The sequence below is a fragment of the Kribbella sp. NPDC051586 genome (assembly GCF_044453965.1).
GTDB lineage: Bacteria > Actinomycetota > Actinomycetes > Propionibacteriales > Kribbellaceae > Kribbella.
Window position 1 is genome coordinate 495,176 of record NZ_JBITDF010000002.1, and the last position, 26,532, is coordinate 521,707.

Annotated in this window: 24 protein-coding genes; 6 read left to right on the forward strand and 18 right to left on the reverse strand. The window is 68.3% G+C overall.

Features of this window, described 5'->3' with window-relative positions; translation table 11 throughout:
- Window positions 1-21: 21 nt before the first annotated feature.
- Together ACIA58_RS12785 and dapA are read right to left on the reverse strand one after the other, a co-directional pair.
- Window positions 22-1,716 carry a ribonuclease J gene (locus ACIA58_RS12785; protein WP_396403791.1) on the reverse strand — a complete coding sequence of 565 codons (1,695 nt, stop codon included), beginning with the start codon at window positions 1,714-1,716 and terminating at the stop codon, window positions 22-24.
- On the reverse strand, window positions 1,713-2,639 hold the full coding sequence (gene dapA / locus ACIA58_RS12790; RefSeq protein ID WP_396403792.1) for a 4-hydroxy-tetrahydrodipicolinate synthase: 927 nt from the start codon (window positions 2,637-2,639) through the stop codon (window positions 1,713-1,715). Before dapA ends, ACIA58_RS12785 begins: the two co-directional genes overlap by 4 nt.
- A gap of 227 nt (window positions 2,640-2,866) precedes the next feature.
- Here dapA and ACIA58_RS12795 point away from each other — a divergent pair, with 227 nt between their 5' ends.
- The gene (locus ACIA58_RS12795; protein WP_396403793.1) at window positions 2,867-3,370 is read left to right on the forward strand and encodes a hypothetical protein; all 504 of its coding nucleotides are present in this window, start codon (window positions 2,867-2,869) and stop codon (window positions 3,368-3,370) included.
- Here ACIA58_RS12795 and ACIA58_RS12800 read toward each other — a convergent pair.
- The gene (locus tag ACIA58_RS12800) at window positions 3,361-4,170 is read right to left on the reverse strand and encodes a metal-dependent hydrolase (protein WP_396403794.1); all 810 of its coding nucleotides are present in this window, start codon (window positions 4,168-4,170) and stop codon (window positions 3,361-3,363) included. The two genes, ACIA58_RS12795 and ACIA58_RS12800, sit on opposite strands and share 10 nt — an antisense overlap.
- A gap of 279 nt (window positions 4,171-4,449) precedes the next feature.
- Window positions 4,450-4,761 carry an EthD family reductase gene (locus tag ACIA58_RS12805; RefSeq protein ID WP_396403795.1) on the reverse strand — a complete coding sequence of 104 codons (312 nt, stop codon included), beginning with the start codon at window positions 4,759-4,761 and terminating at the stop codon, window positions 4,450-4,452.
- Between the two features lie 155 nt (window positions 4,762-4,916).
- On the opposite strand from ACIA58_RS12805, the gene ACIA58_RS12810 reads away from it, so the two are divergent.
- Complete coding sequence (locus ACIA58_RS12810; protein WP_396403796.1) at window positions 4,917-5,270, forward strand: winged helix-turn-helix transcriptional regulator; 354 nt, start codon at window positions 4,917-4,919, stop codon at window positions 5,268-5,270.
- A gap of 518 nt (window positions 5,271-5,788) precedes the next feature.
- Window positions 5,789-7,222: an argininosuccinate synthase gene (gene argG / locus ACIA58_RS12815; protein ID WP_396403797.1), complete on the forward strand. Its 1,434-nt coding sequence runs from the start codon at window positions 5,789-5,791 to the stop codon at window positions 7,220-7,222.
- A gap of 97 nt (window positions 7,223-7,319) precedes the next feature.
- On the opposite strand, the gene paaE is transcribed toward argG, so the two are convergent.
- From paaE to paaA, 5 genes are read right to left on the reverse strand one after another with little or no spacing between them, the layout of a single operon-like run.
- Entirely contained in the window at window positions 7,320-8,405 is a 1,086-nt protein-coding gene (gene paaE, locus ACIA58_RS12820; protein WP_396403798.1) for a 1,2-phenylacetyl-CoA epoxidase subunit PaaE, read from the reverse strand.
- The gene (paaD, locus tag ACIA58_RS12825) at window positions 8,406-8,888 is read right to left on the reverse strand and encodes a 1,2-phenylacetyl-CoA epoxidase subunit PaaD (protein ID WP_396403799.1); all 483 of its coding nucleotides are present in this window, start codon (window positions 8,886-8,888) and stop codon (window positions 8,406-8,408) included.
- Complete coding sequence (paaC, locus tag ACIA58_RS12830) at window positions 8,882-9,616, reverse strand: 1,2-phenylacetyl-CoA epoxidase subunit PaaC (RefSeq protein WP_396403800.1); 735 nt, start codon at window positions 9,614-9,616, stop codon at window positions 8,882-8,884. The genes paaD and paaC overlap by 7 nt, the downstream gene beginning before the upstream one ends.
- Entirely contained in the window at window positions 9,613-9,924 is a 312-nt protein-coding gene (paaB, locus tag ACIA58_RS12835) for a 1,2-phenylacetyl-CoA epoxidase subunit PaaB (protein ID WP_396403801.1), read from the reverse strand. Before paaB ends, paaC begins: the two co-directional genes overlap by 4 nt.
- Window positions 9,921-10,829, reverse strand: coding sequence for a 1,2-phenylacetyl-CoA epoxidase subunit PaaA (paaA, locus tag ACIA58_RS12840; protein ID WP_396403802.1), 909 nt, complete (start codon window positions 10,827-10,829; stop codon window positions 9,921-9,923). Before paaA ends, paaB begins: the two co-directional genes overlap by 4 nt.
- Before the next feature lie 163 nt (window positions 10,830-10,992).
- Here paaA and ACIA58_RS12845 point away from each other — a divergent pair, with 163 nt between their 5' ends.
- The 3 genes from ACIA58_RS12845 (at window position 10,993) to ACIA58_RS12855 (ending at window position 14,638) form a co-directional block, all read left to right on the forward strand.
- Window positions 10,993-12,180 (forward strand): DUF418 domain-containing protein, encoded by a 1,188-nt coding sequence (locus ACIA58_RS12845; RefSeq protein WP_396403803.1) that lies wholly within the window; start codon window positions 10,993-10,995, stop codon window positions 12,178-12,180.
- 18 nt (window positions 12,181-12,198) lie between these two features.
- The gene (locus ACIA58_RS12850; RefSeq protein ID WP_396403804.1) at window positions 12,199-12,810 is read left to right on the forward strand and encodes a GNAT family N-acetyltransferase; all 612 of its coding nucleotides are present in this window, start codon (window positions 12,199-12,201) and stop codon (window positions 12,808-12,810) included.
- A gap of 115 nt (window positions 12,811-12,925) precedes the next feature.
- On the forward strand, window positions 12,926-14,638 hold the full coding sequence (locus ACIA58_RS12855) for an alpha/beta hydrolase (RefSeq protein WP_396403805.1): 1,713 nt from the start codon (window positions 12,926-12,928) through the stop codon (window positions 14,636-14,638).
- A gap of 373 nt (window positions 14,639-15,011) precedes the next feature.
- Here the strand turns inward: ACIA58_RS12855 and ACIA58_RS12860 are convergent, their stop codons facing one another.
- The 9 genes from ACIA58_RS12860 to ACIA58_RS12900 all read right to left on the reverse strand — a co-directional run bounded on the left by ACIA58_RS12860 (window position 15,012) and on the right by ACIA58_RS12900 (window position 26,302).
- Window positions 15,012-17,534 (reverse strand): ATP-binding protein, encoded by a 2,523-nt coding sequence (locus ACIA58_RS12860; RefSeq protein WP_396403806.1) that lies wholly within the window; start codon window positions 17,532-17,534, stop codon window positions 15,012-15,014.
- Window positions 17,535-17,655: 121 nt separating this feature from the next.
- A complete protein-coding gene (locus ACIA58_RS12865) occupies window positions 17,656-18,099 on the reverse strand; it encodes a hypothetical protein (protein WP_396403807.1) in 444 nt (147 codons plus the stop codon).
- On the reverse strand, window positions 18,100-18,846 hold the full coding sequence (dapB, locus tag ACIA58_RS12870) for a 4-hydroxy-tetrahydrodipicolinate reductase (protein WP_396403808.1): 747 nt from the start codon (window positions 18,844-18,846) through the stop codon (window positions 18,100-18,102).
- 47 nt (window positions 18,847-18,893) lie between these two features.
- Window positions 18,894-20,711 (reverse strand): hypothetical protein, encoded by a 1,818-nt coding sequence (locus ACIA58_RS12875; RefSeq protein WP_396403809.1) that lies wholly within the window; start codon window positions 20,709-20,711, stop codon window positions 18,894-18,896.
- A gap of 47 nt (window positions 20,712-20,758) precedes the next feature.
- The gene (locus ACIA58_RS12880; protein ID WP_396403810.1) at window positions 20,759-21,751 is read right to left on the reverse strand and encodes an ABC transporter ATP-binding protein; all 993 of its coding nucleotides are present in this window, start codon (window positions 21,749-21,751) and stop codon (window positions 20,759-20,761) included.
- Window positions 21,748-22,755: an ABC transporter ATP-binding protein gene (locus ACIA58_RS12885; protein ID WP_396403811.1), complete on the reverse strand. Its 1,008-nt coding sequence runs from the start codon at window positions 22,753-22,755 to the stop codon at window positions 21,748-21,750. The genes ACIA58_RS12880 and ACIA58_RS12885 overlap by 4 nt, the downstream gene beginning before the upstream one ends.
- A gap of 115 nt (window positions 22,756-22,870) precedes the next feature.
- On the reverse strand, window positions 22,871-23,776 hold the full coding sequence (locus tag ACIA58_RS12890; protein WP_396403812.1) for an ABC transporter permease: 906 nt from the start codon (window positions 23,774-23,776) through the stop codon (window positions 22,871-22,873).
- Entirely contained in the window at window positions 23,769-24,695 is a 927-nt protein-coding gene (locus ACIA58_RS12895) for an ABC transporter permease (RefSeq protein ID WP_396403813.1), read from the reverse strand. Before ACIA58_RS12895 ends, ACIA58_RS12890 begins: the two co-directional genes overlap by 8 nt.
- Complete coding sequence (locus tag ACIA58_RS12900; protein WP_396403814.1) at window positions 24,692-26,302, reverse strand: ABC transporter substrate-binding protein; 1,611 nt, start codon at window positions 26,300-26,302, stop codon at window positions 24,692-24,694. The genes ACIA58_RS12895 and ACIA58_RS12900 overlap by 4 nt, the downstream gene beginning before the upstream one ends.
- Window positions 26,303-26,532 lie beyond the last annotated feature (230 nt).

A 26,532-nucleotide genomic window follows, 5' to 3' on the forward strand; every position in this document is an offset into this window, starting at 1 on the left:
CGCAGAGGCTACACCGAGTAGTCAGCTTTCGACCACGACGGGAATGATCATCGGGCGGCGGCGGTGGGTGTCACTGACCCATTTGCCGACCACCCGGCGGATCACCTGTTGCAGCTGGTACATGTCGTCGACACCGCCGCCGATCGCCTTCTCGATCTCGGCCTCGATCTTCGGCTTCAGGTCGTCGAAGACAGTGTCGTCCTCGGCGAACCCGCGTGCCTGGATCTCCGGACCGGCGGTCAGCTTGCCGGTGACCGAGTCCATCACGGCGATGACCGAGATGAACCCCTCGTCACCGAGGATCCGGCGGTCCTTCAGCGAGGTCTCGGTGATGTCGCCGACGGTCGAGCCGTCGACGAACACGTACCCGCAGTCCACCTTGCCCGCCACCACGGCCTTGCGGTCGATCAGGTCGACCACCACACCGTCCTCGACGACGACCACGTTCTCCCGCGGTACGCCGGTCTGCACCGCCAGGTCGGCGTTCGCGTGCAGGTGCCGCACCTCGCCGTGCACCGGCATCACGTTGCGCGGCTTCACGATGTTGTAGCAGTACAGCAGCTCGCCGGCGCTGGCGTGACCGGACACGTGCACGAGCGCGTTGCCCTTGTGGATCACGTTCGCACCGTGGCGGATCAGGCCGTTGATCACCCGGTACACCGAGTTCTCGTTGCCGGGGATCAGCGACGACGCCAGTACGACGGTGTCGCCCGGCTGGAGGTGTACGACGTTGTGGTCGTTGGCCGCGATCCGGGACAGCGCCGACATCGGCTCGCCCTGCGAACCGGTCGACACCAGCACGACCCGCTCCGGCGGGTAGTCGTCCAGCTCACGCATGTCGATCAGCGTGTCGCCGGGCACGGTCAGGAAGCCGAGGTCCCGGGCCACGCCCATGTTGCGGACCATCGAGCGACCGACGTACGCGACCTTGCGGTTGTGCTTCACGGCCGCGTCCATCACCTGCTGCACGCGGTGCACGTGCGAGGCGAAGCAGGCGACGATGATCCGCTGGTTCTTCGCGTTGGTGAAGACCCGGTCGAGCACCGGCGCGATGTCGCGCTCGTGCGTGGTGAATCCGGGCACCTCGGAGTTGGTGGAGTCGACCATGAACAGGTCGACGCCCTCCTCGCCGAGCCGCGCGAACGCGCGCAGGTCGGTGATCCGGTTGTCCAGCGGCAACTGGTCCATCTTGAAGTCGCCGGTGTGCAGCACGACGCCGGCCGGGGTCTTGATCGCGACCGCGAGCGCGTCCGGGATCGAGTGGTTGACCGCGACGAACTCGCAGATGAACGGGCCGATCTGCAGGGTCTCGCCCTCGGCCACGATCTGCTGCGGCACGTTGCGGTGCCGGTGCTCCTTCAGCTTGCCCTCGAGCAGCGCGAGCGTGAGCTGCGATCCCACCACCGGGATGTCGCCCCGCTCACGCAGCAGGTAGGGCAACCCGCCGATGTGGTCCTCGTGGCCGTGCGTCAGAACGACCGCGACGACGTCGTTCAACCGGTCCCGGATCGGCTCGAAGTCCGGCAGGATCAGGTCCACGCCGGGCTGGTTCTCGTCCGGGAAGAGGACGCCGCAGTCCACGATCAGCAGCTTGCCGTCGTACTCGAACACGGTCATGTTCCGGCCGACCTCGCCGAGGCCGCCGAGCGGGATCACCCGCAAAGCGCCCGGAGTCAGAGGTCCGGGCGCGTCGAGATCTGGATGGGGATGGCTCATGCAATCAGTCCTGCCGTCTTGAGGTCGGTGGTGAGCCAGTCCACTTGCTCGGCGGTCGCCTCAACCAGCGGCAACCGGAGTGTCGCGTGCTCGATGACGCCGGCCAGCTTGAGCGCGGCCTTCACCATGATGGCGCCCTGGGTCTTGGTCATGATCGTCTCGACGGCGGGCACCAGCCGTCGATCAATCTCCTGTGCGGTGGCGAGGTCGCCGGCCACCACGGCGTCGATCAGCTGCCGGTACTCCCGGCTCGCGACGTGGGCGACCACGCTCGCGATACCTACCTCGCCGATCGCCAGCGAAGCGAGATTCAGCTCGTCGGCACCGCAGTAGTAGAACAGATCGGTGTTCGCGAGCACCTTGGTGGTCCCGGCGATGTCGCCCTTGGCGTCCTTCACCGCGACGATCCGAGGGTGCTCGGCGAGCGCGATCAGCGTCTCGCTCTTGATCTCCACCCCGGCCCGGCCGGGGATGTCGTACAGCATGTTCGGCAGGCCGGTAGCGTCGGCGACCGCGGTGAAGTGCGCGCGCAGTCCGTCCTGCGGAGGCTTGTTGTAGTACGGCGTGACGACGAGCAGGCCGTCTGCGCCGGCGGCCTCGGCCCGCTTGGCGCACTCGATCGTGTGTGCGGTGTCGTTGGTGCCGACACCGGCGACGATCTTGGCGCTGTCGCCGAGAGCCTCGCGGACCGCCTCGATCAGCTGGACCTTCTCCTGGTCGGAGGTGGTCGGCGCCTCGCCGGTGGTCCCGTTCAGCACCAGGGCGTCGTTGCCGCCGTCCACCAGGTGCTTGGCGACTTTCTGGGCGGCGCCGAGGTCGAGGGACCCGTCGGGCCGGAACGGCGTGATCATCGCGGTCGTCAGACGGCCGAACGGCAGTGCCGTCGACGGGCCCGACGAGGACGTGGATTCTGGCGAGGACATGGCCCTCAGATTACCGCTCTCAAGCCATGGAGAAATGGGTAGGCCTGGTGGCTGTCCGCTCGGGGGTCCGGGCAGCCACCAGGCTCACTCGTCCTATCGGGGCCGGCCCAGTAGTCGTTACAGCTTCTTTGAAAAAAGTCCGGAAAAACTTCTGGAAATACTCTGTGTGATCGAATGACCGCATTCCGTCCAACTGTTGTGACTTCCGATGCATTAGTCTCACCGGCGTGTCGACACCTGCTGCCGCTCCCGCCGCCCGTCAAAGCCTGATTATGGTCTGCGCCACAATGGCGTCCGCGATGCCGTTGATCACCCTTGTGCTGTGGTTCGTTCTCGCCACCGACGGGATCGGCGACTTCCCCGCGACCTGGGCGCCGCTCGTGGTGCTGGCCGCGGCCGTCGGCGCCTATTCGATCTGCGAACTGGCCGGCTTCCGCACTCCCCCGCTGGAGTACTCCAACCGGACGGCGGCGGAGATCGAAGCGGATTCGTGGCGGCGTTTCACCACTTCCACCTTCACGCGATTCGCGGTGTGTGAGGCGGTGTTTCTGGTGTCGGTCGCATTGGCGTTCGTGGTGGAGAGCTTCTGGGTGGTGCTGATCGGCGCGGTGCTCGCGTTGCCGCTGTTCTTTCTGGAGGCGTGGCCGGGCGTGCGCAATCAGCGCAGGTTCGCGGCCGCGCTCGAGTCGCGCGGCGTGCCGTCGTACCTGGGCGGTCGCCTTCAGGACTGAGCCGCGATCCAGATCTGGGTTGCGTCGAAGACGTTGCGCAGAGCGGGGAGGGCGCCGGGGAGGAGTAATACGCCAGCGACCAGCAGAACTGGGGCGACCACCAGGCGCTCGACCCAGCTGTCGGTACTGAAGCGGAGGGGGCGCGGGAGACGGAGTTCGTACCAGGTCTCGCCGCGGATCGGTAGCGGCCAGAGCCAGGGGCAGCCGGAGCGGGTGAGGCTGTCGCCGAGACAGTGCACGAACATCCCGACGGTGACGGCGACACCGATCCAGCTGCCGATCTGTGTCAGACCGGCTTGTACTGCGTCAGCTGCCGCCGTGCCGGGCAACGGTGTGAGCGGATCGGCTGTGCCGACGACGGACCAGCCGGCTGCGGCAAGGACCGCGAGGATGATCCAGTCTCCCAGGGCGTCGGCAGCCAGCACGAGACCGGTCACCGCGACGGCCAGCACCGCCCACTTGCCGCGGTCACCGAGGCTGGCGGCGAGGAAGCCGAGCAGTACGGCCGCGGCGAGCGTGTGGGTCGCGTGCCGGTGCTTGCCGGTGCTGTCCTCGTCACGCGGGCCCTTGGTCAGGTTGTAGAGCACGCCGGAGAACGCCCGTACCGCTCCTGAGACCAACTCGGTCACCGGACCGAGCAACCGCGAGGCGCTGGCGCCCGGGTGGTCCAGGTCCGGCAGCAACGCATACCCGGCCGTGGCCGCCGCGAACGGCACCACCTCCGCCACCGACGTCAGCCCGACCAGCGGCGCCACCGCCAGCCCGGCACACCACCCCGACAACGCATGCGACCGCCCCATCATCCGAAGCCTCACTCCCCTCACGTCCCCCCAATCCAACCCCACCAGCCCCGTCAGCCCCGTCAGCCCCGTCAGCCACGCGGACCCCACCCGGAGAGCCGCGTCACGTGGCGCACCAGGCGGGGTGAAGATACGGAGGAGGCATTGCGGACGCGCGGACCGCCCACGGCGGCCGGGTCTGCCGAAGAGACGCGAGGGCCGGGTCTGCCGAAGAGAGCGCGAGGGGCGATTCCGCGAGGATGCGGCTCAGCGCGGATCCGGCGGTGCGTCGGGTCAGGCTCAGCAGGTGCCGTTCTGCACCGGAAAGTGGACGACGACCACACCACCGGTGGCGTAGTTGGCGACATCGGCACTCACCTGCCGGCCCTCCGGCGACGACCTCGCCGCGGTCATCGCCGCAGCGTCAGCGAACTCGGCCTCGAAGACCGCGAAGTACGGCGTCTGGCCCTGCGTCGCTGCCACCTCGAAGCTGTAGCGCCACGCGAGCAGGCCCGGCATGCGCGCGACCAGCGGGAGATGGTTGCTCACGTAGTAGTCGCGGAAGTGGTCGGGATCGGCGGGCTCGGGATACAGGACCAACAGCTTGTGCATGACAACCTCCATTCAGCGGCGAGCGACCCCGTCGGTCGCACAACCCGATAGTGATCGCCTCACGAAGCCCCTTCCCAAGCGCTTCGGAAAACGAATCGATGGCGGCTACGATAGTGTGTCTGATATCGAAGCAGCAAGAGGGGACGGAACGACGGATGGCGACACCCAGGCCAGGACGGGCGGTCCGAGGCTCGAGCACCGGACGGCCACTGATGGCCGCCCTCGACCTGTTCGGCCGTAGGTGGAACCTGCGGATCGTCTGGGAACTGCGAGACGGGCCGGTCGGGTTCCGTGCGTTGCAGGAGCGCTGCGACAACATGTCCTCCAGCGTGCTGCGGCAACGGCTGACCGAACTGGTCGACGCCGCCCTCGTCGAGCAGCATCCGGACACCACCTACGCCCTCACCGAGCTGGGTCACGGCGTCCACCGCGCACTGCGCCCACTCGGCCGCTGGTCCGCAGAGTGGGCCGCAACCCTCTCCGCCGCCAGCCCCGAAGACCCCCGCTAGATATCGAAGCGCCGGCGTCATCCGGAGTGTGCGTCGAGCGAGGCGCCGTCGCAGGGACAACTCCATCGGAACCACCCTTCACGGCAGACGCGGCAGCCCAGCTCGCCACAACACACCTTCCTCCGTACCTCACACCCCCCTCCGCTCACCTTCCGTCGTACGCCCACACCCGCCCGCTCGGCCTCCGCCGCACGAGCCGCAGGTCGTACGCGAAGGAGGTCGTACGCGAAGGAGGTCGTACACGGAGGAGGTCGTACACGGAGGAGGTCGTACACGGAGGAGGTCGTACGCGGAGGAGTGTGAAAGTACGGCGGGAGATCCGGAGGAGGTGCGTCGTACCGCCACTCACCTTCCGCCGTACATCCCCACCCGCGCCGCGCGACCTCCCGCCGTACGACTGCACTTCTTCGCCCCATCCGCTGGCCCCCCGCCCTGAGCTCCCAGGTGCCGGCTCCTCGGTTCGCTGCCTACCGGCTGGCCGCTTTGCATAATCATGCAGGAGGGTGCATACTTTTCCTGTGTCCAAGGTGCTTACTTCTTTGCCGGTCGGTGAGCGGGTCGGGATTGCCTTCTCTGGGGGTCTCGACACGTCGGTTGCGGTTGCGTGGATGCGGGACAAAGGTGCGATCCCGTGCACGTACACCGCTGATCTCGGGCAGGCCGACGAGCCTGACATCGAGTCGGTGCCGGGCCGTGCCACGGCGTACGGCGCGGAGATCACCCGACTGGTGGACTGCCGGACGGCGATGGTCGAGGAAGGGCTCGCGGCGCTGGCCTGCGGGGCGTTCCATATCCGGTCGGGCGGGCGGACGTACTTCAACACCACCCCGATCGGGCGGGCCGTGACCGGCACGCTGCTGGTCCGGGCGATGCTCGACGACGACGTCCAGATCTGGGGCGACGGGTCGACCTTCAAGGGCAACGACATCGAGCGGTTCTACCGCTACGGCCTGCTGGCGAATCCGCAGCTGCGGATCTACAAGCCGTGGCTGGACGCCCAGTTCGTGCACGAGCTCGGTGGGCGGAAAGAGATGTCCGAGTGGCTGGTCACGCACGGCCTGCCGTACCGGGACAGCACCGAGAAGGCGTACTCCACCGACGCGAACATCTGGGGCGCCACCCACGAGGCGAAGACGCTCGAGCACCTCGACACCGGGCTCGAGACCGTCGAACCGATCATGGGCGTGAAGCACTGGGACCCGTCGGTCGCGATCGAGACCGAGGACGTCACGATCGGGTTCGAGCAGGGCCGGCCGGTGACGATCAACGGCAAGGAGTTCGGCTCCGCGGTCGACCTGGTGCTGGAGGCCAACGCGATCGGCGGCCGGCACGGTCTGGGCATGTCCGACCAGATCGAGAACCGCGTCATCGAGGCGAAGAGCCGGGGCATCTACGAGGCGCCCGGGATGGCGCTGCTGCACGCGGCGTACGAGCGGCTGGTCAACGCGATCCACAACGAGGACACCCTCGCCAGCTACCACACCGAGGGCCGCAAGCTCGGCCGGCTGATGTACGAAGGTCGTTGGCTGGACCCACAATCGCTGATGATCCGGGAGTCGCTGCAGCGCTGGGTCGGCACGGCGGTCACCGGATCCGTGACGTTGCGGCTGCGGCGGGGTGAGGACTACTCGATCCTCGACACCACCGGCCCCGCGCTCAGCTACCACCCGGACAAGCTGTCGATGGAGCGGATCGAGGACTCGGCGTTCGGCCCGGTCGACCGGATCGGTCAGCTGACCATGCGGAACCTCGACATCGCCGACTCCCGCTCGAAGCTGGAGCAGTACGCCGGCCTCGGCATGTTCGGCAGCTCCAACCCGGCGCTCGCGTCCTCCACCGACCTCATCGGCGAGCTCCCGACGGGTGGCGCCGAAGCCATCGCCTCCCGCGGCGAGGCGACGGAAGAGGACGAGCTCCTCGACCGCGCCGCGATGGAGTCGGGCACCGACTGATCACCGAGTCGTGGCGAACGGCTCGACACCCGATCGCCGAGTCGTGGATCGTGGTTGCTCAGCGCGACCGCAATCCACGACTCGGCGGCGAGCAGGGTCAGGCGTCGAAGTCGACCGTCAGAGTCGGCGTCGTCGGGTGGGACTGGCAGGTGAGGACGTAGCCCGCGCGGATCTCGTCCGGCTCCAGGGCCCAGTTGGTGTCCATCGTGACGGCACCGTCGAGGACCTTGGCCCGGCAGGTGCCGCAGACGCCGCCCTTGCAGGCGAAGGGGGCGTCGGAGCGTACGGCGAGGGTCGCGTCCAGCACCGCCTTCGAGTGCTCGCCCAACGGGAACGTCGACCGGCGGCCGTCGAGGATGATCGTGACCTGGGCGGCGTCCTCGTCCGCCGTCGACTCCTCGACCGGGGCCTTCGGGGCTTCGTCGCCGACGTGGAAGAGCTCGGCGTGGACGTGTTCGCGCGGCACACCTTCGCCCAGCAACAGTTCCTGGGCGCCGACGACCATCGCGTACGGCCCGCACAGGAACCACTCGTCGACGGAGTCCAGCGGCAGGATCGTCGCGAACATCCGCTTCAGCCGGTCCGCGTCGATGCGTCCGCTGAACAGCTCGACCTCGGTCGTCTCGCGGGACAGCACATGCACGAGGTGCAGGCGTTCGGCGTACCGGTCCTTGAGGTCGGCCAGCTCGTCGGCGAACATCACCGAGCCGGCGGTCCGGTTGCCGTAGAGCAGCGTGACGCGGCCGGCCGGCTCGACGGCGAGGATCGTCGCGACGAGCGACAGCACCGGGGTGATGCCGCTGCCCGCGGCGACGAACGCGTAGTGCTTCGTCTGGGCCGGATCGAGGGTCGTCCCGAAGCGGCCGAGGGGCGTCATCACCTCGAGTTCGTCGCCGACCTTCAGCTCCTGCGCGGCGTACGCCGAGAACTCGCCGCCCGGGATCCGCTTCACGCCGATCCGCAGGACGCCGGAATCGGCCGGGGAGCAGATGGAATAGCTCCGGCGGACCTCCTCGCCGCGACGGCGGATCGTGAGGTGCTGGCCGGCGGTGAACTCGTACTCCCCCGCCAGGTCGGACGGGACGGCGAAGGTGATCGCGACCGAGTCCTCGGTGATCGGGTCGATCGCGGCCACCTTCAGCGGGTGGAAGGTGGCGCGGCGGCGGGGGGCCACGGTCGTCATCTAGATCGCCTTGAAGTGGTCGAAGGGCTCGCGGCAGGTGTTGCAGCGCCACAGAGACTTGCAGGAGGTGGAGCCGAAGTGGCTGAGCTCGCTTGTGTCGGGTGATCCGCACAAGGGACAGCGAATGCTCAACTGCAGCAGGACCGGCCCGTCGGCCCGGGACCGCGAAGAGACAGGTGGGGCGACGCCGTACTCGGTCAGCTTGGTCTTGCCGGCGTCCGACATCCAGTCGGTGGTCCACGCTGGGGAGAGGACGGTTTCCACTCGGCCGTCGACGCCCAGGTGGTTGAGAGTCAGCTCCACCTCGTGGCGGATCAGGTCCATCGCGGGGCAGCCGGAGTACGTGGGCGTGATCGTGACGACGACCTCATCGCCCTCGTGGCGGACGCCGCGGAGTACGCCGAGGTCGGCGATGGTCAGCACCGGGACCTCAGGATCCGCGACCTCGCCGACCGCTTCGAGGATCGCCGCGTCGGTCACCATGTCGCACCTGGATGGGATCGCGCGACGTGCTGAAGCTCGGCGAGCAGGTAGCCCATGTGTTCGGTGTGCCGGCCGGCGCGACCGCCGGTGTGCTGGTACGACGAAGTAGGCCGCTCGCAGGTGGACTCGTCGACGACGGCCAGCACCCGAGAGGTCCAGGCTTCGTGCAGAGTTGACGGGTCGACTGCGACGTCCAACTGCTGCACCAACCGATCCGACTCGAACATCTCGGCCGTGTAGGGCCACAGTGCGTCCAGGCCGGCCTGCATACGACGGTGGCTCTCGTCGGTCCCGTCCCCCAGGCGCAGCACCCACTGCGTCGCGTGGTCGACGTGGTACGCGACCTCCTTGACGGCCTTGCCCGCCACCCCGGCCAGCGTCTCGTCGGCGCAGGACCGCAGCTCGTCGTACAACAACTGCTGGTACGTCGCGAAGTACAGCAACCGCGCCATCGCGAACGCGAAGTCGCCGTTGGGCAGCTCGCACAGCTGCAGGTTCAGGAACTCGCGCTCGTCGCGGAAGTACGCCAGCTCGTCCTCGGTGCGGCCGTCCATCGAACCGGCGTACTGCAGCAGCGATCGCGCCTGCCCCAGCTGATCCAGCCCGATGTTGCCGAGGGCAACGTCCTCCTCGAGCTGCGGCGCGGCCGCGATCCACTCGGCGGTGCGCTGCGCAGAGATGAGTGCATCATCACCGAGCCGGAGCGTGTAGACGGACAGGTCGTTCACAGGTGCTCGACACCTTCCGGGACCTGGTAGAACGTCGGGTGCCGGTAGACCTTGTCGCCGGCCGGGTCGAAGAACTCGTCCTTCTCATCAGGCGAGGACGCCGTGATGTCGGACGCCCGCACCACCCAGATCGACACGCCTTCCTGCCGGCGCGTGTAGACGTCGCGCGCGTTCCGCAACGCCATCGTCGCATCCGGCGCGTGCAGGCTGCCGACATGCGTGTGCGACAACCCGCGACGCGACCGAACGAAGACCTCCCAGAGTGGCTCGATGCTGTGCTTGATGATGAACTCGCTCCGCTCGTTCATGCGGCCCGCACCGCCTTCTTCGCCGCGTACGCCGCAGCTGCCTCGCGCACCCAGGCGCCGTCCTCATGCGCCTTCACACGATGCGACAGCCGCTGCTGGTTGCACGGCCCGTTGCCCTTCACCACGTCGTACAGCTCGGTGTAGTCCGGCTCGCTGAACCGGTAGTGCCCGTCCTCGTACACCAACGCGTCGTCAGGGACCCGCAGCCCGAGCACGTCGGCCTGCGGAACGGTCATGTCGACGAATCGCTGCCGCAGCTCGTCGTTGCTGTGCCGCTTGATCCCCCACGCCATCGACTGCTCGGAGTGCGTCGACGCGGTGTCCGGCGGGCCGAACATCATCAGCGACGGCCACCACCACCGGTCCAGGGCGTCCTGCGCCATCGCCTTCTGCGCGTCGGTCCCGTTGCACAGCGTGTAGAGGATCTCGAACCCCTGCCGCTGGTGGAACGACTCCTCCTTGCACACCCGCACCATCGCCCGCGCGTACGGACCGTAGGAGCAGCGGCAGAGCGGGACCTGGTTGACGATCGCGGCGCCGTCGACGAGCCAGCCGATCGCGCCGATGTCTGCCCAGGTCAGCGTCGGGTAGTTGAAGATGCTGGAGTACTTCTGCCGGCCGCTGTGCAGCAGATCGAGCAGATCCGCGCGGTCCACCCCGAGCGTCTCGGCCGCGGCGTACAGATAGAGCCCGTGGCCGGCCTCGTCCTGCACCTTGGCCATCAGGATCGCCTTGCGGCGCAGCGACGGCGCGCGACTGATCCAGTTGCCCTCGGGCTGCATGCCGATGATCTCGGAGTGCGCGTGCTGCGCGATCTGCCGGATCAGAGTCTTGCGGTACCCGTCCGGCATCGCGTCCCGCGGCTCGATCCGGCCGTCGGCGTCGATGGTCGCCTGGAAGTCCATACCGACAGCATATGTGACACTTTTTCTCAGAATCAACAACAGGTGTCACAAAGGTGGTGCTGGACCCACCCGGGGGGTGGGTTCAGCGCTCTGGGGAGGACGGCCGGGCGTCGCGAGGATTGAGTCAACAGCTCAACCCTTACACAGTTTTCCGGAGGACCCCGTGACCATCACAGCCACCCTCCCGGCCGCCGATCATCGCGGACCGGTCACCGGTAAGGAACGTGCGCTTGCCCCCGACCTGATCCGCGGCGCCATGCTGCTGCTGATCGGCCTGGCCAACAGCGCCAACTTCGCCTTCGCCGGCCAGCCGGGCGTCGAGAGCGCGCCGCACGGCGTCGAACGCATCCTGAACTTCCTCAAGCTCACCTTCGTCGACGCCAGGGCCTACCCGGTCTTCGCGGTGATGTTCGGCTACGGCTTGGTCCAGCTGGCCCGCCGCCAGCGAGCCTCGGGCGCCACCACCGGCGCGGTACGGCGAATCCTGCTCAAGCGCAACGCCTGGCTGGTCGCGTTCGGCCTGGCGCACGCGACGCTGCTGTACTTCGGCGACTTCCTCGGCGCCTACGGCATCGTCGGCATGATCTGCACCCTGTTCCTGATCAACCGCGGCGACAAGTTCCACCGGATCGCGCTGGTCATCTGGGCGTTCATGATCGTCGAGCTCCTCGTCGTCGCAAGCCTGGCCGCGCTCGCGGTCGTCAACAGCTCCGGCCCCGCGCACGCGCTGACCAACTCGCCGAATCCGTCGCTGGCCGCCACGTCGTACTTCGCCGGCATGGCCGACCGGCTGCACGAGTACCCGATGCACGCCGCCAGCGTGCTGGGCTTCATCGTCATCGTCTGGCTCGGTATCTGGGCCGCCCGCAAGCAGATCCTGGAGAACCCGGCCGCTCACAAGTCCCTGCTCGCCCGCGTGGCCGTCGGCGGTCTCGGCATCACCGTCCTCGGCGGACTGCCGCTCGCACTGGTCGGAGCCGGCTGGGTGCACGTCGACAAGAGCGCGGTGGACGCGCTGGGCCTGCTGTCCCACATGTCCGGCATGTTCGGCGGCCCCGGGTACGTCGCTCTGTTCGGTCTGCTCGTCCTGCGGATCCGCCAGCTGTCACTGCCGGTCCGGGCGATCTCCGCACTCGGTCAGCGGTCGCTGTCGGGCTACCTGTTCCAGTCGGTGTCGTGGATGGTGCTGCTGGCGCCGTTCACGCTGGACCTCCGGTTCGGGAGTACGGCGTACACCGCGGCGCTGGTCGCGATCGGGGTCTGGATCGTCTCCGTCGTCGGCGCCTACGCGATGAGCAAGCGCTCCTACCGCGGGCCGGCCGAGACCCTGCTGCGCCGGCTCGTGTACTGACTTGCGAGGATTGCGGTTATGAGTGACTTCGGCGTACCGGAACCCGCCAACCTCTCGGATCTCTCGAACTCCGAGCTCGACAGCCCGGTGGCCGAGACGAGTGTTCGGCTCGCGCTGCCGGCCGAGGCGAACGAGATCGGCGAGATCCAGGTCGCGGCCTGGCGGTCGGCGTACGCCGGACTTCTGCCGGCCGACGTCCTCGCCGATCTCAACCCCGCCCAGTTCGCGGCGCAGTGGCGGGCCGCGCTGCTCGCGCCGGGCGAGGCCCGCAACCGGGTGATGGTCGCGCTGGCCGGCCGTACGCTTGTCGGCTTCGCGGCCATCACGCCGTCGGACGACCCGGACGCGGACCCGCGGCGCGACGCCGTGATCGCCGAGCTCGCGGTCCAGCCGGACGCGACCCGGGCCGGTCACGGCTCCCGGCTGCTGAACGCCGTCGTCGACACGATCCGCGCCGACGGCTTCGGCCGGCTGACCGTCTGGGTCAACTCCACCGACGACGTCCTGCGCGCCTTCTACACCGAGGCCGGCTGGGCGCCGGACGGCGCGCATCGCGAGCTCGATCTGTACGGCGACGAGTCGGTCCGGATCAAGCAGATCCGGCTGCACACGGACCCAGGGACCGAGTAGCTCGCTGTAGCAGTACACCGAACGGCGACCGGCCGGGGGTGGTGCTCGACCGGGTGGCACGGATATGACAGATTGTCACGATCCGATCACGTAACGCCATCCGCTGGAGTCCTGCATGAAGTACCTGACCCTGGCCGTCGGCCTGGGCATTTCCGTCGCCGCCGTTCTCGTCGTCCCGGGGTCCGGTGCGACCGCCTCGATGCAGACGGCGACCGTCGTCGACAAGCCGCATCAGGTCGCGAACAAGTACCTCGAGCAGAAACCCCAGTGGGTCCAGTGCGGTGATACCGAGTTCCGCACGTACTGCGCGAAGATCACCGTCCCGCGGGACTGGGCCAACCAGTACACCGGGAACGATCTCCAGATCGCCGTCAGCAAAGTCGCTCCTGCCAAGGGCAAACCGAGCCGCGTCGTGTTCGGCAACCCCGGCGGTCCGGGTGGCGCCGGCCTCGGGATGGCGCCGTACCTCGCGAGCCAGGCGCCGCTGGCCAAGGATCACCTCACCGTCGGCTTCGATCCACGGGGCACCGGCGGCAGCACCAACATCAGCTGTGACGGCACCCCCGGCTACACGATGGACCCGCGCGACCGCGATCCCGCGAACCAGAACCTGATCGCGGAGGCGTCCGCGATGTCCCAGCCGTACTGCGACCGGCAGTCCCGTGGCCTGCTCCCCTACATCACCACCGCGCAGACGGTGCAGGACATGGACCTGATCCGGCAACTCCTCGGCTTCGACAAGATCGACTACGTCGGGTACTCCGGCGGCACCTGGCTCGGGGCGTACTACCAGACTTACTTCCCCGGGCACGTCGGCCGCTTCGTGCTGGATTCGAACACGGACTTCACCAAGACCTGGTTCGACACCTTCATCAGCCAGCCGCAGGCGTTCGAGCGCCGGTTCCGTGAGGACTTCGCGCCGTGGGCGGCGAAGTACGACGACCAGCTGCACCTCGGATCGTCACCCGGCGCAGTCGTCCGGACCTACGAGCACCTGCGGCGGGCGCTGAAGGAGCGGCCGGCGGTCGAGGAGTTCCTGGACGCGGCGGTCCAGGTCACCTACGACCAGAACACGCTGGACCTGATGGTCTCCAACGATATGTATACAAAGCTCGACTTTTATTCTCTCGCTGTTGATCTCGCATTTATCCGGGACCTTTCCGCGGAACAGGCAAAAGGCGGCCCACAGGCCGCCCAGCACCGGGTGGACGCGCTGTCGATGGCTCGGCAGCAGCAGCTCGTGCAGCGGGCCAATCGCGCGCCGGTGGGTCTGCGCACGTTCGGCGCGGACGATGCCGAGGACGCGACCTTCACCGCCATCACCTGCAACGACAGCGCCTGGCCGCAGGGCCGCGAGGCCGGCGCGCAGCTGGCAGCGCGCCTCGGTCCGCACTTCCCGCTGATCGGCTGGACGATGACCGAGAACCCGTGCTTCTACTGGAACCGGCCGAACCTGACTATGCCCACGCCGACTGGCAAAGGCTTGCCCACAACGCTGATGGTGCAGTCCGTCCACGACCCGGCGACCAACTACGGCCTCGCGGTCTCGGCCCACAGCAGGTACGCCGGCTCGCGGCTGCTGACCGTCACCAACGAGGGCGACCACGGTGTGTACGGCGGCGTCAACCGTTGCGCGGACAGGATCGTCAACACGTTCCTCACCACCGGGAAGGCCCCGGCCAAGGACGTCAGTTGCATCGGCGAAGGTATCCCGGCGCCCGACACGATGGAGCCCGGTCCCGGCGAGGCCGGCGCGGGCTACAGCCACGAAACTCCTTTACGGAAGATCGCCGGATTCACAAAAGCAGTTTCCGGATATCTGCGCTGAGCGAGGTATTGACCGATGCGGAATTGCCTACGCACGGGCAGATTCCGGTCACCATCGGCGAATTCCGGCCGTAGCTTTCGTTGTCAGGACATATTTGTCAGGGCGATGTCAGGGTTGCGTCCCTGTCTGACGGAGCGTGATAACGGCAACCTGGAGTCTGCGCGGAGGAACCCGACGTCGACCGGGAGGGCTCGATGGGCGGTGACCATCGCGGACGTGGCTTCGGCCGGCTGTGAGGTGGGGGGACTGCCTGGGGGGTCAGACAGAAAGGCACAGCCGGCCGGGTCACGCATCGCGTCTGCCCGCGCCTCCAGATCCCTCGCGGGGCACCGTCGATCCCCCAGGTCGTGGTGCCTCGCGAGGCATGTCCGGACTACATGAGCGTCGGTTCTCCGGCGGTGGCACCGGACGGCGGATACCCCGGCGGCGGATAGCCGTCGGCGACCGCGGCCAGTGGCACTGCCCGCCCGGCTGACCAGGCGGTCCGGAACGATCTTCGTTCCAGCGCCGCTTCGACCGCGGCTCGCGTGGCCTCGCAGTCGGCCTTCTCGATCTCCGGCACGGGCGCGCGGATGACCTCCCGCACCCCGTCGGCAGCCCCCAGCAGGAACGCGGCGTACTCGCTCCGCTCACGTTGCTGCGCGACTGCCGCCAACTCCTCGAGCACACTGGCCGACCGCCACCGGTCACCCAGATCGCGATGCTCGGCGAGGCTCTCGTCCAGCAGGTGTACGGCGCGCTCGGTGAAGCCACGCCGGCGTTCGATGAGGCCGAGCTGGTTCAGCGACCAGGCCACGCCCTCGCGGTACCCGAGGCGCTGCGACAGCGCGAGGCTCTCCTGCAGCAGGTCCTCGGCCTCGACCAGCTTGCCGTCGTACTGCGCGATCGCGCCGAGGCTGATCAGCGACCAGGCGAGGCCTTCGCCGTCGCCGACGATCCGGAAGGCGTCCCGGGCCCGCCGGCAGCGGCGCGCCCCGATCTCCAGGTCACCGCGGAGCCAGGCGACGAAGCCGAGGTGGTTGTGCGCCCAGGCCATCCCCGCGCGGTCGCCAAGGCTCTCGTACAGGTCGTAGCTCTCGCAGTGCAGGTCTTCCGCGGCGCCGTAGTCGCCGCGTTCGCGGGCTACTCCCCCGAGCCGCTGCAGCACGAGCGCGGTACCAGCCGCGTCGCCCAGCTCCTTGTACTGACGCAGGGCGGTCTGCAGACGGTCGGTGGCGGCGTCGTACTCGCACTGGAGGAACGCCAGCGTCCCAGCGCCCAGATTCGCCTTCGCACAGGCCGAAGACAGATCGGCCATGACCTCGGGCGGCATCGAGTCGCCGAGCGCCAGCGCGCGCTCCAGCCACTGACTGCCCTCGGCGTAGTGGCCGTGCATCGAGCAGAACAGCCAGAGTCCCGCGGACAGGCGCAGCGCTTCGACGGTCGAGCCGGTTCGCAGCGACCACGCCATCGCGGCTCGTACGTTGTCCAGCTCGTTCTCCAAGCGATCGAGCCATTGTTCCTGCTCCGGACCGCGCAGGTGTCCCTCGGCCTCCTCGGCCAGACTGATGTAGAACTGCGCGTGCCGCGCGGCCGCCTCGTCCGTCCGGCCCACCGCGATCAGCCGGTCGGCGGCGAACTCCCGGATCACCGCGAGCATGTAGTACCGCGTGACGCCACGCCGCCGGGTCACGCGGATCAAGGACTTGTCGACGAGCCGCCCGGTCAGGTCGAGCGCCTCGGCACGCTCCAACGGACCGGGCGATGCCTGACCGGACATGACCGTCGCTGCGGCGTTCAACGTCCAGCCGCCGACGAATACCGACAGCTGCGCGAACACGTCCCGCTCGGCCGGTGTGAGCAGAGCATGGCTCCACTCGATCGCGCCGTACATCGACTGCTGGCGTGGCGACGCGGTCCTCGACCCGCCGGCGAGGATGCCGAACGACGTCTCGAGTTCGGAGGCCAGCTCCTCGATGGTCATCACGTTCGTCCGCGCGGCGGCCAGTTCGATCGCGAGCGGCATGCCCTCCAGCCGCCGTACGACGCGTGCGACCTGGTCGAGCTGCCCGTCCGTGTCGTAACCGCGCGCGGTCGCCCGCTCGACGAAGAGCCGCACCGCCTCGGACGAGTCCAGCTGGCTCTCGTCGTGCGGCAACGACAGCGCGGGCACGACGTACACGCTCTCGCCCGGCAGTCGCAGGAGCTCGCGGCTGGACGCGAGGATGGACAGGTTCGGGCAGTACTCCAGCAAGGCGGCGGAGACCTGGCCGACCGTCGCCACCACGTGTGAGCAGTTGTCGAAGACGAGCAGCATGGTGCTGCGCCCGATCTGCTCGGCGATCTCCTCGACCAGCCGCGTGCTCACCAACGGATGCAGACCGACCGCCGCGGCGACCGCCGGTACGACGCCGGCGGGATCGGTCAGCGCCGCGAGCGGAACCCAGCAGACGCCGTCCTGGAAGCTGTCCGCGACCTCGCCCGCCACCGCCAGCGTGAGTCTCGTCTTGCCGACACCGCCCGGTCCGGTCAAGGTAAGCAAACGCGTGATTCGCTGCCCCAGCAGGCGACTCGTCGCGGTCAGCTCGGTCGTGCGCCCGATCAGCTCGTTGGTCGGTGCGGGCGGTTGGCGCATCGGCGTACGAGTCGTGTCCGCCTCTTTGCGGGCGGCGGCGGTGAGTCGCGAGCGGTCCGGGTCGCCCAGTCGCAGGGCGTCCGCGAGCAGGCGCAGCGTGTGCGCCCGCGGCGCACGCCTGCGCCCGCGCTCCAACGCCGCGATCGCGTCGACGCTCAGACCGGCCCGCTCGGCCAATGCCTCCTGCGACAGCCCGGCTTCACGCCGGTGCCGACGCAACAGGCCACCGAACCCGGCCCCCTGTACGTCGTCCGAGCCGCGGCGAGACCCTTCTGATGGCACAGGACGGCCCCACCCAGTCTCCGACCTTTACGTGGCGGCTGCCACGTACCCTCCTGAAAATATCCCGTTCCGCACTCGGTTGTCAGTGCCCAGGACCCTTCACAGCTAACTCACAGGTAACTCATGAGGTCCTGTCGTGCTGTGAGATGGCGGCCCGCATGGTCGCGCGGGCCCGCTTCCGGTCCCCTGCCGCGTCGTACGCCGTCGACAGCCGGAACCACACGCGCCAGTCGTCCGGCGCCGCTTCCGCCTCGGCCTTGTACTTCCCGAACGCCTCGTCCGCGGCGGCCCGGTCGATCCGCCCGGACGGCCGCCGCGGCAGGTCGTCGACCGGCAAACCGCCGGTCGCCTCCAGCTCACGGGCCAGTACTTCGGTCTGCCGCCCGAACTGCAGCTCCCGCCAGACCAGGTACGCGCCGAGCAACGGGATGACCAGCACGGCGATCCCCAGCACGATCGCGACCGGATCACCCGTCCCGATCAGCAACACCCCTCGCCAACCGAGCAGAACGGCGTACGCACCGAAGACGACGGCCAGCACGATCGCCGTCCGCTTAGCGGTCATTTAGGCGAGGTCCATGAAGTGTTCGAGGCCTACGGTGAGGCCGGGGGTGGTGCCGATGCGGCGGACGCCGAGGAGGACGCCGGCCATGAACGAGGTGCGGGCCATCGAGTCGTGGCGGATGGTGAGCGTCTCGCCCTCGTCGCCGAGCAGCACCTCCTGGTGCGCGATCAGGCCGCGGAGCCGCACGCCGTGCACGCGGATCCCGTCGACGTCCGCGCCGCGGGCGCCGTCGAGGGCGGTCGTGGTCGCGTCCGGGATCGGCGCGGATCCGGCCTCGCGGCGCGCGGCCGCGACGAGCTCCGCCGTCCGCCGGGCCGTGCCGGACGGGGCGTCGACCTTGTCGGGGTGATGCAGCTCGACGATCTCGACCGACTCGTAGTACGGCGCTGCCTTCGCGGCGAACTGCATCATCAGGACGGCGCCGATGGAGAAGTTCGGCGCGATCAGCACGCCGGTGGACGGGCTGTCCGCGAGCTGCGAGCGCAGCGTCGCCAGCCGCTCGTCGTCGAACCCGGTGGTGCCGACGACCGCGTTGATGCCGTGCTCGATGCACCAGGCCAGGTTGCCCATCACGACCTCGGGCCGGGTGAAGTCGACCACGACCTCGGCACCGGCCTTGGCCAGCTCCTCGAGCTCGTCGCCCTGGTCGAGCCGCGCGACCAGCTCACAGTCGTCGGCCTCCTCGACCGCGAGGCACGTCTGAGCGCCCATCCTGCCTTTGGCCCCCAGGACACCGACCTTGATCATGCGCACCCTTCCCGTCCGGCCTGTCCGGATTTGTGGGCACCAGGATCTCATCCGGGGGTGAGCGCGTCCCGCTCGGCCTTGGGCACCCAGATCTGCAGCCCGATCGTCTGCCGCGCCGGGGCGAGCTGCTCGTAGTCGGCGTGGAAATCGAGCCCGCAGGTCCGCAGCGCGGCGATCTCGGAGTCAGAGATCGAGCGGTTCAGGATGATCAGCGGCGGCCGCTCCGGGTGGCCCTTGCGGCAGACCTCCTCGATGCCGGCCGCGGTCCGGGCGCGCTCCGCCGGCGCGATCCACGCCTCGCCGAGCGGCTTGCCGCCGAGGATCAGCACCAGGCCGGCCATCTTGTCGAACGCCAGCATCGGCCGCCCGCCGGGCTCGGTGTACGGGCGCAGGTCGGCGACCAACTTGCCGTAGTTCTCCTCGGCGGCGGGCGACAGGTAGACGCCCTTGAGGGCGGGAAGCTTCGACGCGGCGGTCAACTGAGAGTGCCCGACCGAGCGGTACGGGTAGCGGAACAGGCCGGTGTAGGCGATCGTGGCGGTCGCGACGAGCGACCCGACCAGGACGAGTCCGAGCGTTACCCGCGCCACGATCGGCGTCGCCCAGATCCCGGTCAGTACCGCGATCATGACCGCGGCCCAGGCGGCGAAGGCGTTGAAACCGATCGTGTAGAGCGGTGTGTTCGTCCCGAACGCCTGTACCAGCGGCAGCAGCACGAGCACGCCGAGGATCACCCAGGTCCGCGTGTTCTCGCGGCTCAGCCGCGAACACTCCGTCACCCCGAACCTGTGCGCGATCACCGCACCGGCCGCGGCCACGACGGCCACCAACACAGCTGCCAGGAGCGTCACCGCGTACGTCGGGGTGTGCTGCGAGCCGCCCAGTGCGCCGTCGTCGACGACAACTTGCCGTACCGACACGACCAAGCCGGCGAGGGCCAGGACGGCCGCGGCGATGCGGAGCCAGCGCCAGCGGGCGATCACCGCGAGCGCGGTCGCGAACAGCAGCAGGCCGTGGGCGCGCAAGGTCTGCCCGAGCAGTTTGATGCTGCTCGACCAGTAGAACTGCAGCAGCTCGGACGGCGAGTACGACGTACCCGCGATGAACTTGTTGACGGTCAGGATGCCCGGGACCGCGACGTTCAGGTGGACCACGAACAGCTGTACGACGAGCGCCGTGGCCGCGAGCCCGCCGAGGGCGAAAAGGATGCCTCGGGCAACGGCCCGCCGGCCCTCGCCGGCCAGTACGACCACCGCGGCGACCACGATCAGCCCGATCACCACGACCGAGGTCCACTTCGCCAGGATCATCACGCCGATCACCAGGCCGGCGACGACCGGCACCCAGAACGGCACCGGGTCGCCGCGATCGACGGCTGTCGCCATCCACAGCACGCAGGACACCAAGGTCAGCGCGCCGAGCAGCACGACATCGTTGTAGCCGGGCGACTGCGGCAGCCAGGCGTAACACATCCCGCCGGCCGCCAGGATGACCGCCATCCCGGCCAGCTCCCACAGCTTCGTCGCCGGCATCCCCGGCCGCCGCCCGCGCAACCAGCGCATGAAGGTGTACCCGAAGAGCAGATGGACGACGACCACCGTGAACAGCCGGAACAACCGTAATCGGTCGATGTTGTACCCGAACCACTCGAAGATCGGGCCGTACAGGTACTGCACCCCGGTCAACGCCAGCGGATTGCTGTCCCACCATCGATAGGACAGCAGGTAGTAGCCCTCGTCGGTGATGTCGAAGCCCTCGTTGGCGGCCCGGCCCGCGGTCAGGATCCACCACGCCGCCAGCCCGCCGGCCACCACGATCACCCCGACGAGCAGCACCATTCGCTTGCGCGCCGAGGAAACACCCACGGCCGCCACCCTAGGCCATCACTCCACAGCTATCTCCCAGGTACCGCTCAGGCCAGTGAATATGCGGATTGCGCGTCCTCAGCGAAATGGCAGGAGACGGTCTGTCCGGAAGCGATCTGCCGGAGCTCCGGTACGTCGGTGATGCACTTGGCCTCGGCCCGCAGACAACGGGTGTGGAAGCGGCAGCCGGACGGGGGCATCACCGGCGACGGTGGGTCACCGGCCAGCACGATCCGCTCCCGGCCTTGGCGGGCCAGCCCGGGCTCCGCGGACAGCAGCGCCTGCGTGTACGGGTGCGCCGGTACGTCGTACACCTGCTGGTGCTCGCCCAGCTCGGCGACCTTGCCGAGGTACATCACCGCGACCCGGTCGGAGACGTGGCGGACCACGGACAGGTCGTGGGCGACGAAGATGATGCTGAGACCAAGCTCACGCTGCAGCCGCATCAACAGGTTCACCACCTGGGCCTGGACCGACAGGTCGAGCGCCGACACCGGCTCGTCGCAGAGCAGTACGTCGGGATTGAGCGCGATCGCCCGCGCGATCCCGATCCGCTGCCGCTGGCCGCCGGAGAACTGGTGCGGGAACTTCGTCTCGTCCTCGGGACGCAGACCGACCAGCTCGAGCAGCTCGCTGACCTTGGCCCGGACGTCGACGCCCTTGCCGACGTCCGGATGGACCAGGAACGGCTCGCCCACGATCTCGCCGACCCGCATGCGCGGGTTCAGGCTCGAGTACGGGTCCTGGAACACCACCTGGACGTTGCGTCGCCAGCGCCGCAGCTCGCCGCCCTTCAGCTTGCTGACGTCCACGCCGTTGTAGGAGATCTGCCCCGAGGTCGGCTTCTCCAGGGCGGCGAGCAACCGGACGAGCGTGGACTTCCCGCAGCCGGACTCGCCGACGATGCCGAGCGACTCGCCCTTGCGCAGCGTCAGGTCGACGCCGTCGACGGCACGGACCAGGGTCCTGGCGCTGAAGCTCAGCGCCGGGCTGATGTCGTAGTGCTTCACGACATCAGTTGCCACCAGCAACTCGTTCATACGGCCTGCCTCTCGGAGAGCGCGGTGCGACGGATGCACGCGGCATCACGCCCGGGCGCGACGGTCAGCAGGGGCGGTACTTCGCCGGCACACTCGTCGATCGCGATCGGGCAGCGGGTCCGGAACGCGCAGCCGGACGGGATCGCCCGCAGCGACGGCGGCGTACCGGGGATCGTCGGCAGCTCCTGTCCTTTCAGGTCCGCCGACGGCATCGAGCCCAGGAGCCCCTCGGTGTAAGGGTGAACGGGATGCTCCAGCGCCTCGGCCGTCGCGGCGCGCTCGACGACGTGCCCGGCGTACATCACCACGACGTTGTCGGCGACGTCCGAGACCACTCCGAGGTCGTGGGTGATCAGCACGACACCCATCTGCCGCTCGGCCTGCAGCTCCGCGATCAGCTCGAGGATCTGCGCCTGCACGGTCACGTCGAGCGCCGTGGTCGGCTCGTCGGCGATCAGTACGTCGGGGTCGAGTGCGAGCGCCATCGCGAGCATCACGCGCTGTCGCATGCCGCCGGAGAACTCGTGCGGGTAGTCGCGCACCCGGTTCGCCGCCGCCGGGATCCGGACCTGGTCGAGCATCTCCGCAGCCTTTTTGAGAGCGTCCCGCTTCGACATCCCGCGGTGCACGCGGTAGCACTCGGCGATCTGGGTTCCGACCGATTGGACCGGGTTCAGCGCGGACAACGAGTCCTGGAACACCATCGTGATCCGGTCCCCGACGATCCGCCGCCGTTCCTTGGTCGTCATCTGGATCAGGTCGGCGCCGCGGTACTCCGCCGTACCTTTCAGGATCCGGCCGGGCGGCATCTCCAGGATCCCGGTCAGCGCCTGGGTCGAGACGCTCTTGCCCGACCCCGACTCGCCCAGGATCGCCAGCGTCTCGCCGGCCCGCACCTGCCAGGACACGCCGTCCACGGCCCGCACCGGACCGCGTGGAGTGTCGAACTCGACGGTGAGGTCGTCGACCTTGAGCAGTACTTCGCCAGTCATGTGCACGGTCATCGGGCCTCCCGGTCCGGACTGAGGAGTGCAGGGAGCGAAGCGACCGGAGCGACGAGGGAAGACCGGGAGGCAAAGCCCGATGATCCGCCGAGCCGGAGGCGAGGAATATGCACAGTCATCGCAGAAGTTTCGGGTCCAGGGCGTCCCGGATGGAGTCGCCGATGATCATGAACGAGATCGTCATGGTGGAGATGAACAACGCCGGCCAGATGAACAGGTGCGGCGTGTCGCGGTACGACGCAGCCACGCCGAACTGCGAGCCCCAGGAGATCGCCGGCGGCTGCAACCCGACGCCGAGGAAGGTCAGCGCGGCCTCCAGGCCGACCATGCCGCCGATGCCGAGCGTGGTCATCGCCAGCAGCGGCGCCATCGCGTTCGGGAACACGTGTTTGCGCAGGATCCGCATCGGCGGCACCCCGATCGACCGGGCCGCCAGCACGTACTCGCGGTTGCGGACCGAGAACACCGTGGCCCGCATCAGCCGCATCCCGCCCGGCCAGCCGATCAGGAAGATGACGCCGACGATGATCCAGATGCTCCTGTTCTGCACCGAGTTCAGGATCACGATCAGCACGACCATGCCGGGGATCGAGAACAGCACGTCGGCCGTCCGCGAGATCAGCCCGTCGACGAAGCCAGGGAAGTACCCGGCCAGCAGACCGAGCGAACCGGCCAGCACGAACACGCCGAAGCTCGCGCAGATGCTGACCAGGACCGACGGCCGGGCGCCGTAGATCACGTTGGCGAAGTAGTCGCAGCCCTGGATGTCGAAGCCGAACGGATGGCCGGGGCCGCGGCCCTGCCTGCTCTTGGCCAGCTCGCAGAACCGCGGATCGGCGGAGGTGAACAACTTCGGCACCGCCGCCATCGCGAAGAACGTCAGCAGCAGCAGGCTGCACAGCACGAACTGCGGCTTACGCAGCAGCGCTCGCAGCAGCTCGCGGTTGGACAATGCGCGGCCGTCGCCGAGCTCCTGCGTCTCGGCGCCGACGGCCGCGGTGATCTGTTGGACGTCAGACATTGCGCACCCTCGGATCCAGGACGCCGTACAGCACGTCGACCAGCAGGTTGATCACGATGAACGAGATGAAGGCCAGCGTGGACAGCAGCACCACGACCCCGCCCTCCTTCAGCTTGATCGCCTGGAACATGAACTGACCGAGTCCGGGCAGATTGAAGATGCTCTCGGTGATGATCGCCCCGCCGAACATGCCGGCCAGGTCGAGCCCGATGAACGTGATCACCGGAAGCAGCGCGTTCGGCAGGATGTGCCGCCACAGCACCCGCTGCTCCCCCAGTCCCTTGGCCCGCGCGGTCTTCACGTAGTCGGCGTTGACCGATTCCACGATCGACGTCCGCAGCAGCCGGGCCAGGCCGGCGAAACCGAGGACGCCGATCACCAGCGCAGGCAGGAGATACGAGCGGGGGAACCCCTCGAGCACGCCCGACACCGGGAACCACTTCAGCTCGACGCCGAACAGGTACTGCGCGGCGAAGTACGCCACCAGCCCGGGTACCGCGAGCAGCACCAATGTTGTCAGCAGCAACGACCGGTCGACCCAGCCGTTGCGCTTGAAGCCGGCGTAGATGCCGAAGAACAGCCCGAGGGTCCACTGGAACACGTTCGCCAGCAGCGTCAGCTTCAGCGTGACCGGGATCCGCAGCCGGAGCTGCTCGGCGATGTCGGCGCCGGCGAACGTCGAGCCGAAGTGCCCGGTGAGGATGTCCTTCATGCTCAGCAGGTACTGGACGATGAAGGGGTCGTCGAGGTGGAACTGGGCCCGTTTGGCCGCCAGCACGGCCGCCGGGATCGGCTTGTCGCCGGCCAGTTCCCGCAGGGGGTCTCCGGGCATCGCGAAGACGAGCGCGTAGACCCCCAGCGTGACGACCAGTCCGATCGGGATCGCCGCGAGAACGCGGCGAAGGACGAAACGAATCACTTGAAAGTCGCCCAGAGCGCCGAGACGCCGACGTACTTCGACACGCGCGGCTCGATCTTGGCCGAGTGCAGGTACGCGTTCGACTTGGTGTACAGCGGGATCAGCGGCATGTCCTCGAGCGCGATGTCCTCGGCCTGCTGGTACAGCTTGATCGCCTTGTCCGGGTCCGGCTCGGCGTCGCCCTTGGCCAGGACGGCGTCCAGCGCCGGATTGCTGTAGCCGGCGAAGTTGGCGTCACCGTTGGACTTGAACATCGGCGTCAGGTAGTCCTCGATCGACGGGTAGTCGTGGCCCCAGCCGCCGAACCGCAGACCGTCCAGCTTGCGGCTGTCGGCCAGCTCGGTGATCTCCGAGCCCTGCTTGCCGGTGTACTTCACCTGGAGGCCGAGGTTCTGCCGGAGCATGTTGCCGATCGCCTCGGCGAAGATCTGGCCGGTCGCGGACGTGGTGCTGTAGCTGATGTTGACCACACCGGAGAAGCCGCCCGCTTCCTGCAGCAGCTGCTTGGCCTTGGCGGCGTCGAAGTCGCAGTACTTGCAGGCGTCGGCGCGGTAGCCGTTGATGTCCGGCGCGATCAGGCCCTTGGCCGGGTCGGACAGGCCGACCAGATCGGCGAAGGCCTTGCGGTCGATCGCCTCCGAGAACGCGTGCCGCAGCTTCGGGTTCTTGTACCGCGCGTCCCACGCCGGGAACACCAGGTAGTTCGCGCCGGAGCTCACGCTGGTCACCCACTGGTCGGGCGCGTCGGTCTTGAAGCTCTTGACCTTGGTCGAGGGCACATCGGTGAAGTCGACGTTGCCGGCCAGGAACTCGTTGTACGCCGTGTCCGCGTTCGGGATGAACCGGTACGTGATCGAGTCGGCCTCCGGCTTCTCCGGACCCTTGTAGCCGTCCCACTTGGCCAGCTTGAGGTCGTCACCGGCGTTCCAGTCTGCGGCCAGTTTGTACGGACCGTTGCCGATCGGCTTGCGCTTGTAGGCGTCCGGGTTCTTCCGGACCTCCTCCGGCAGCGGGGCCAGGCCCAGGTACTGCAGGGTCAGCCCGAACTGCGAGAACGGCACCTTGAGCTTCACCGTGAAGGTCAGGTTGTCGACCTGCTTCAGGCCGCTCAGCGTCTTCACCACGGTCGGCTTCGGCGTGGCGCCGTCCGGGGTCGGCGGGTTCAGCGCCTCGTACCCCTCGACCTTGGAGAAGAAGCCGTTGTTCTTCCAGGCGTTCGAGCCCTCGGCGGTCATGTTCCAGCTGTCCACGTAGTCCTTCGCGGTCAGCGGCTGGCCGTTCTGGAAGGTGTTGCCGGGCTTCAGCTTGATCGTCCAGGTCTGGCTGGTCTTGTCCGGCGTGACCGAGTCGGCCATCACGTTCAGCAGTTTGCCGGTGTTCGGGTCGGTGGTCACGAGCGGCGCGAAGATCGCCATCGAGACCCCGATCCCAGCGGTGCCGTTGTCGTTCAGCGGGTTGATGTAGTCCAGCGGGTCGGCGGCGATCGCGATGATCTCGCTCTTGCTGCCGGAGCCGCTGCCACCGCTGCTGCTCTTGCCGTCTCCACACGAGGCGAGCACCAGCGTCAAGCCGAGCACCGCCCCCACTACCCCAGTCAGACGTCGCACGGTCAAACCAACTTCCTCGGCGGGAGGGCCGCTAGGCGGGCGGATCACGTCATGGTGGCTGGTCGAAACTGCGCATGTCAACGTTGTCAGGCACAAAGCGGCGGCGCGTAACGCAGGCGTTACGTTGCCAAGACCTCAGATGACCAGCCCTAACTTACGGAGCGAGGCCTCACTTAATCAGATCAGTCCGGTAGAGTCATCAGATGACAGGCCAGATCACACCAATTTGG

Excerpts from the sequence above, each read along its gene's own strand:
- ACIA58_RS12880 (WP_396403810.1), bottom strand. The coding sequence starts at position 21,751 with ATGAACGAGTTGCTGGTGGCAACTGATGTCGTGAAGCACTACGACATC.
- ACIA58_RS12785 (WP_396403791.1), bottom strand. The coding sequence starts at position 1,716 with ATGAGCCATCCCCATCCAGATCTCGACGCGCCCGGACCTCTGACTCCG.
- paaB (WP_396403801.1), bottom strand. The coding sequence starts at position 9,924 with ATGAACGAGCGGAGCGAGTTCATCATCAAGCACAGCATCGAGCCACTC.
- paaA (WP_396403802.1), bottom strand. The coding sequence starts at position 10,829 with ATGGACTTCCAGGCGACCATCGACGCCGACGGCCGGATCGAGCCGCGG.
- ACIA58_RS12855 (WP_396403805.1), top strand. The coding sequence starts at position 12,926 with ATGAAGTACCTGACCCTGGCCGTCGGCCTGGGCATTTCCGTCGCCGCC.
- ACIA58_RS12885 (WP_396403811.1), bottom strand. The coding sequence starts at position 22,755 with ATGACCGTGCACATGACTGGCGAAGTACTGCTCAAGGTCGACGACCTC.
- dapB (WP_396403808.1), bottom strand. The coding sequence starts at position 18,846 with ATGATCAAGGTCGGTGTCCTGGGGGCCAAAGGCAGGATGGGCGCTCAG.
- paaE (WP_396403798.1), bottom strand. The coding sequence starts at position 8,405 with ATGACGACCGTGGCCCCCCGCCGCCGCGCCACCTTCCACCCGCTGAAG.
- paaD (WP_396403799.1), bottom strand. The coding sequence starts at position 8,888 with ATGGTGACCGACGCGGCGATCCTCGAAGCGGTCGGCGAGGTCGCGGAT.
- dapA (WP_396403792.1), bottom strand. The coding sequence starts at position 2,639 with ATGTCCTCGCCAGAATCCACGTCCTCGTCGGGCCCGTCGACGGCACTG.
- ACIA58_RS12800 (WP_396403794.1), bottom strand. The coding sequence starts at position 4,170 with ATGGGGCGGTCGCATGCGTTGTCGGGGTGGTGTGCCGGGCTGGCGGTG.
- ACIA58_RS12865 (WP_396403807.1), bottom strand. The coding sequence starts at position 18,099 with ATGACCGCTAAGCGGACGGCGATCGTGCTGGCCGTCGTCTTCGGTGCG.
- ACIA58_RS12850 (WP_396403804.1), top strand. The coding sequence starts at position 12,199 with ATGAGTGACTTCGGCGTACCGGAACCCGCCAACCTCTCGGATCTCTCG.
- ACIA58_RS12890 (WP_396403812.1), bottom strand. The coding sequence starts at position 23,776 with ATGTCTGACGTCCAACAGATCACCGCGGCCGTCGGCGCCGAGACGCAG.
- ACIA58_RS12805 (WP_396403795.1), bottom strand. The coding sequence starts at position 4,761 with ATGCACAAGCTGTTGGTCCTGTATCCCGAGCCCGCCGATCCCGACCAC.
- ACIA58_RS12810 (WP_396403796.1), top strand. The coding sequence starts at position 4,917 with ATGGCGACACCCAGGCCAGGACGGGCGGTCCGAGGCTCGAGCACCGGA.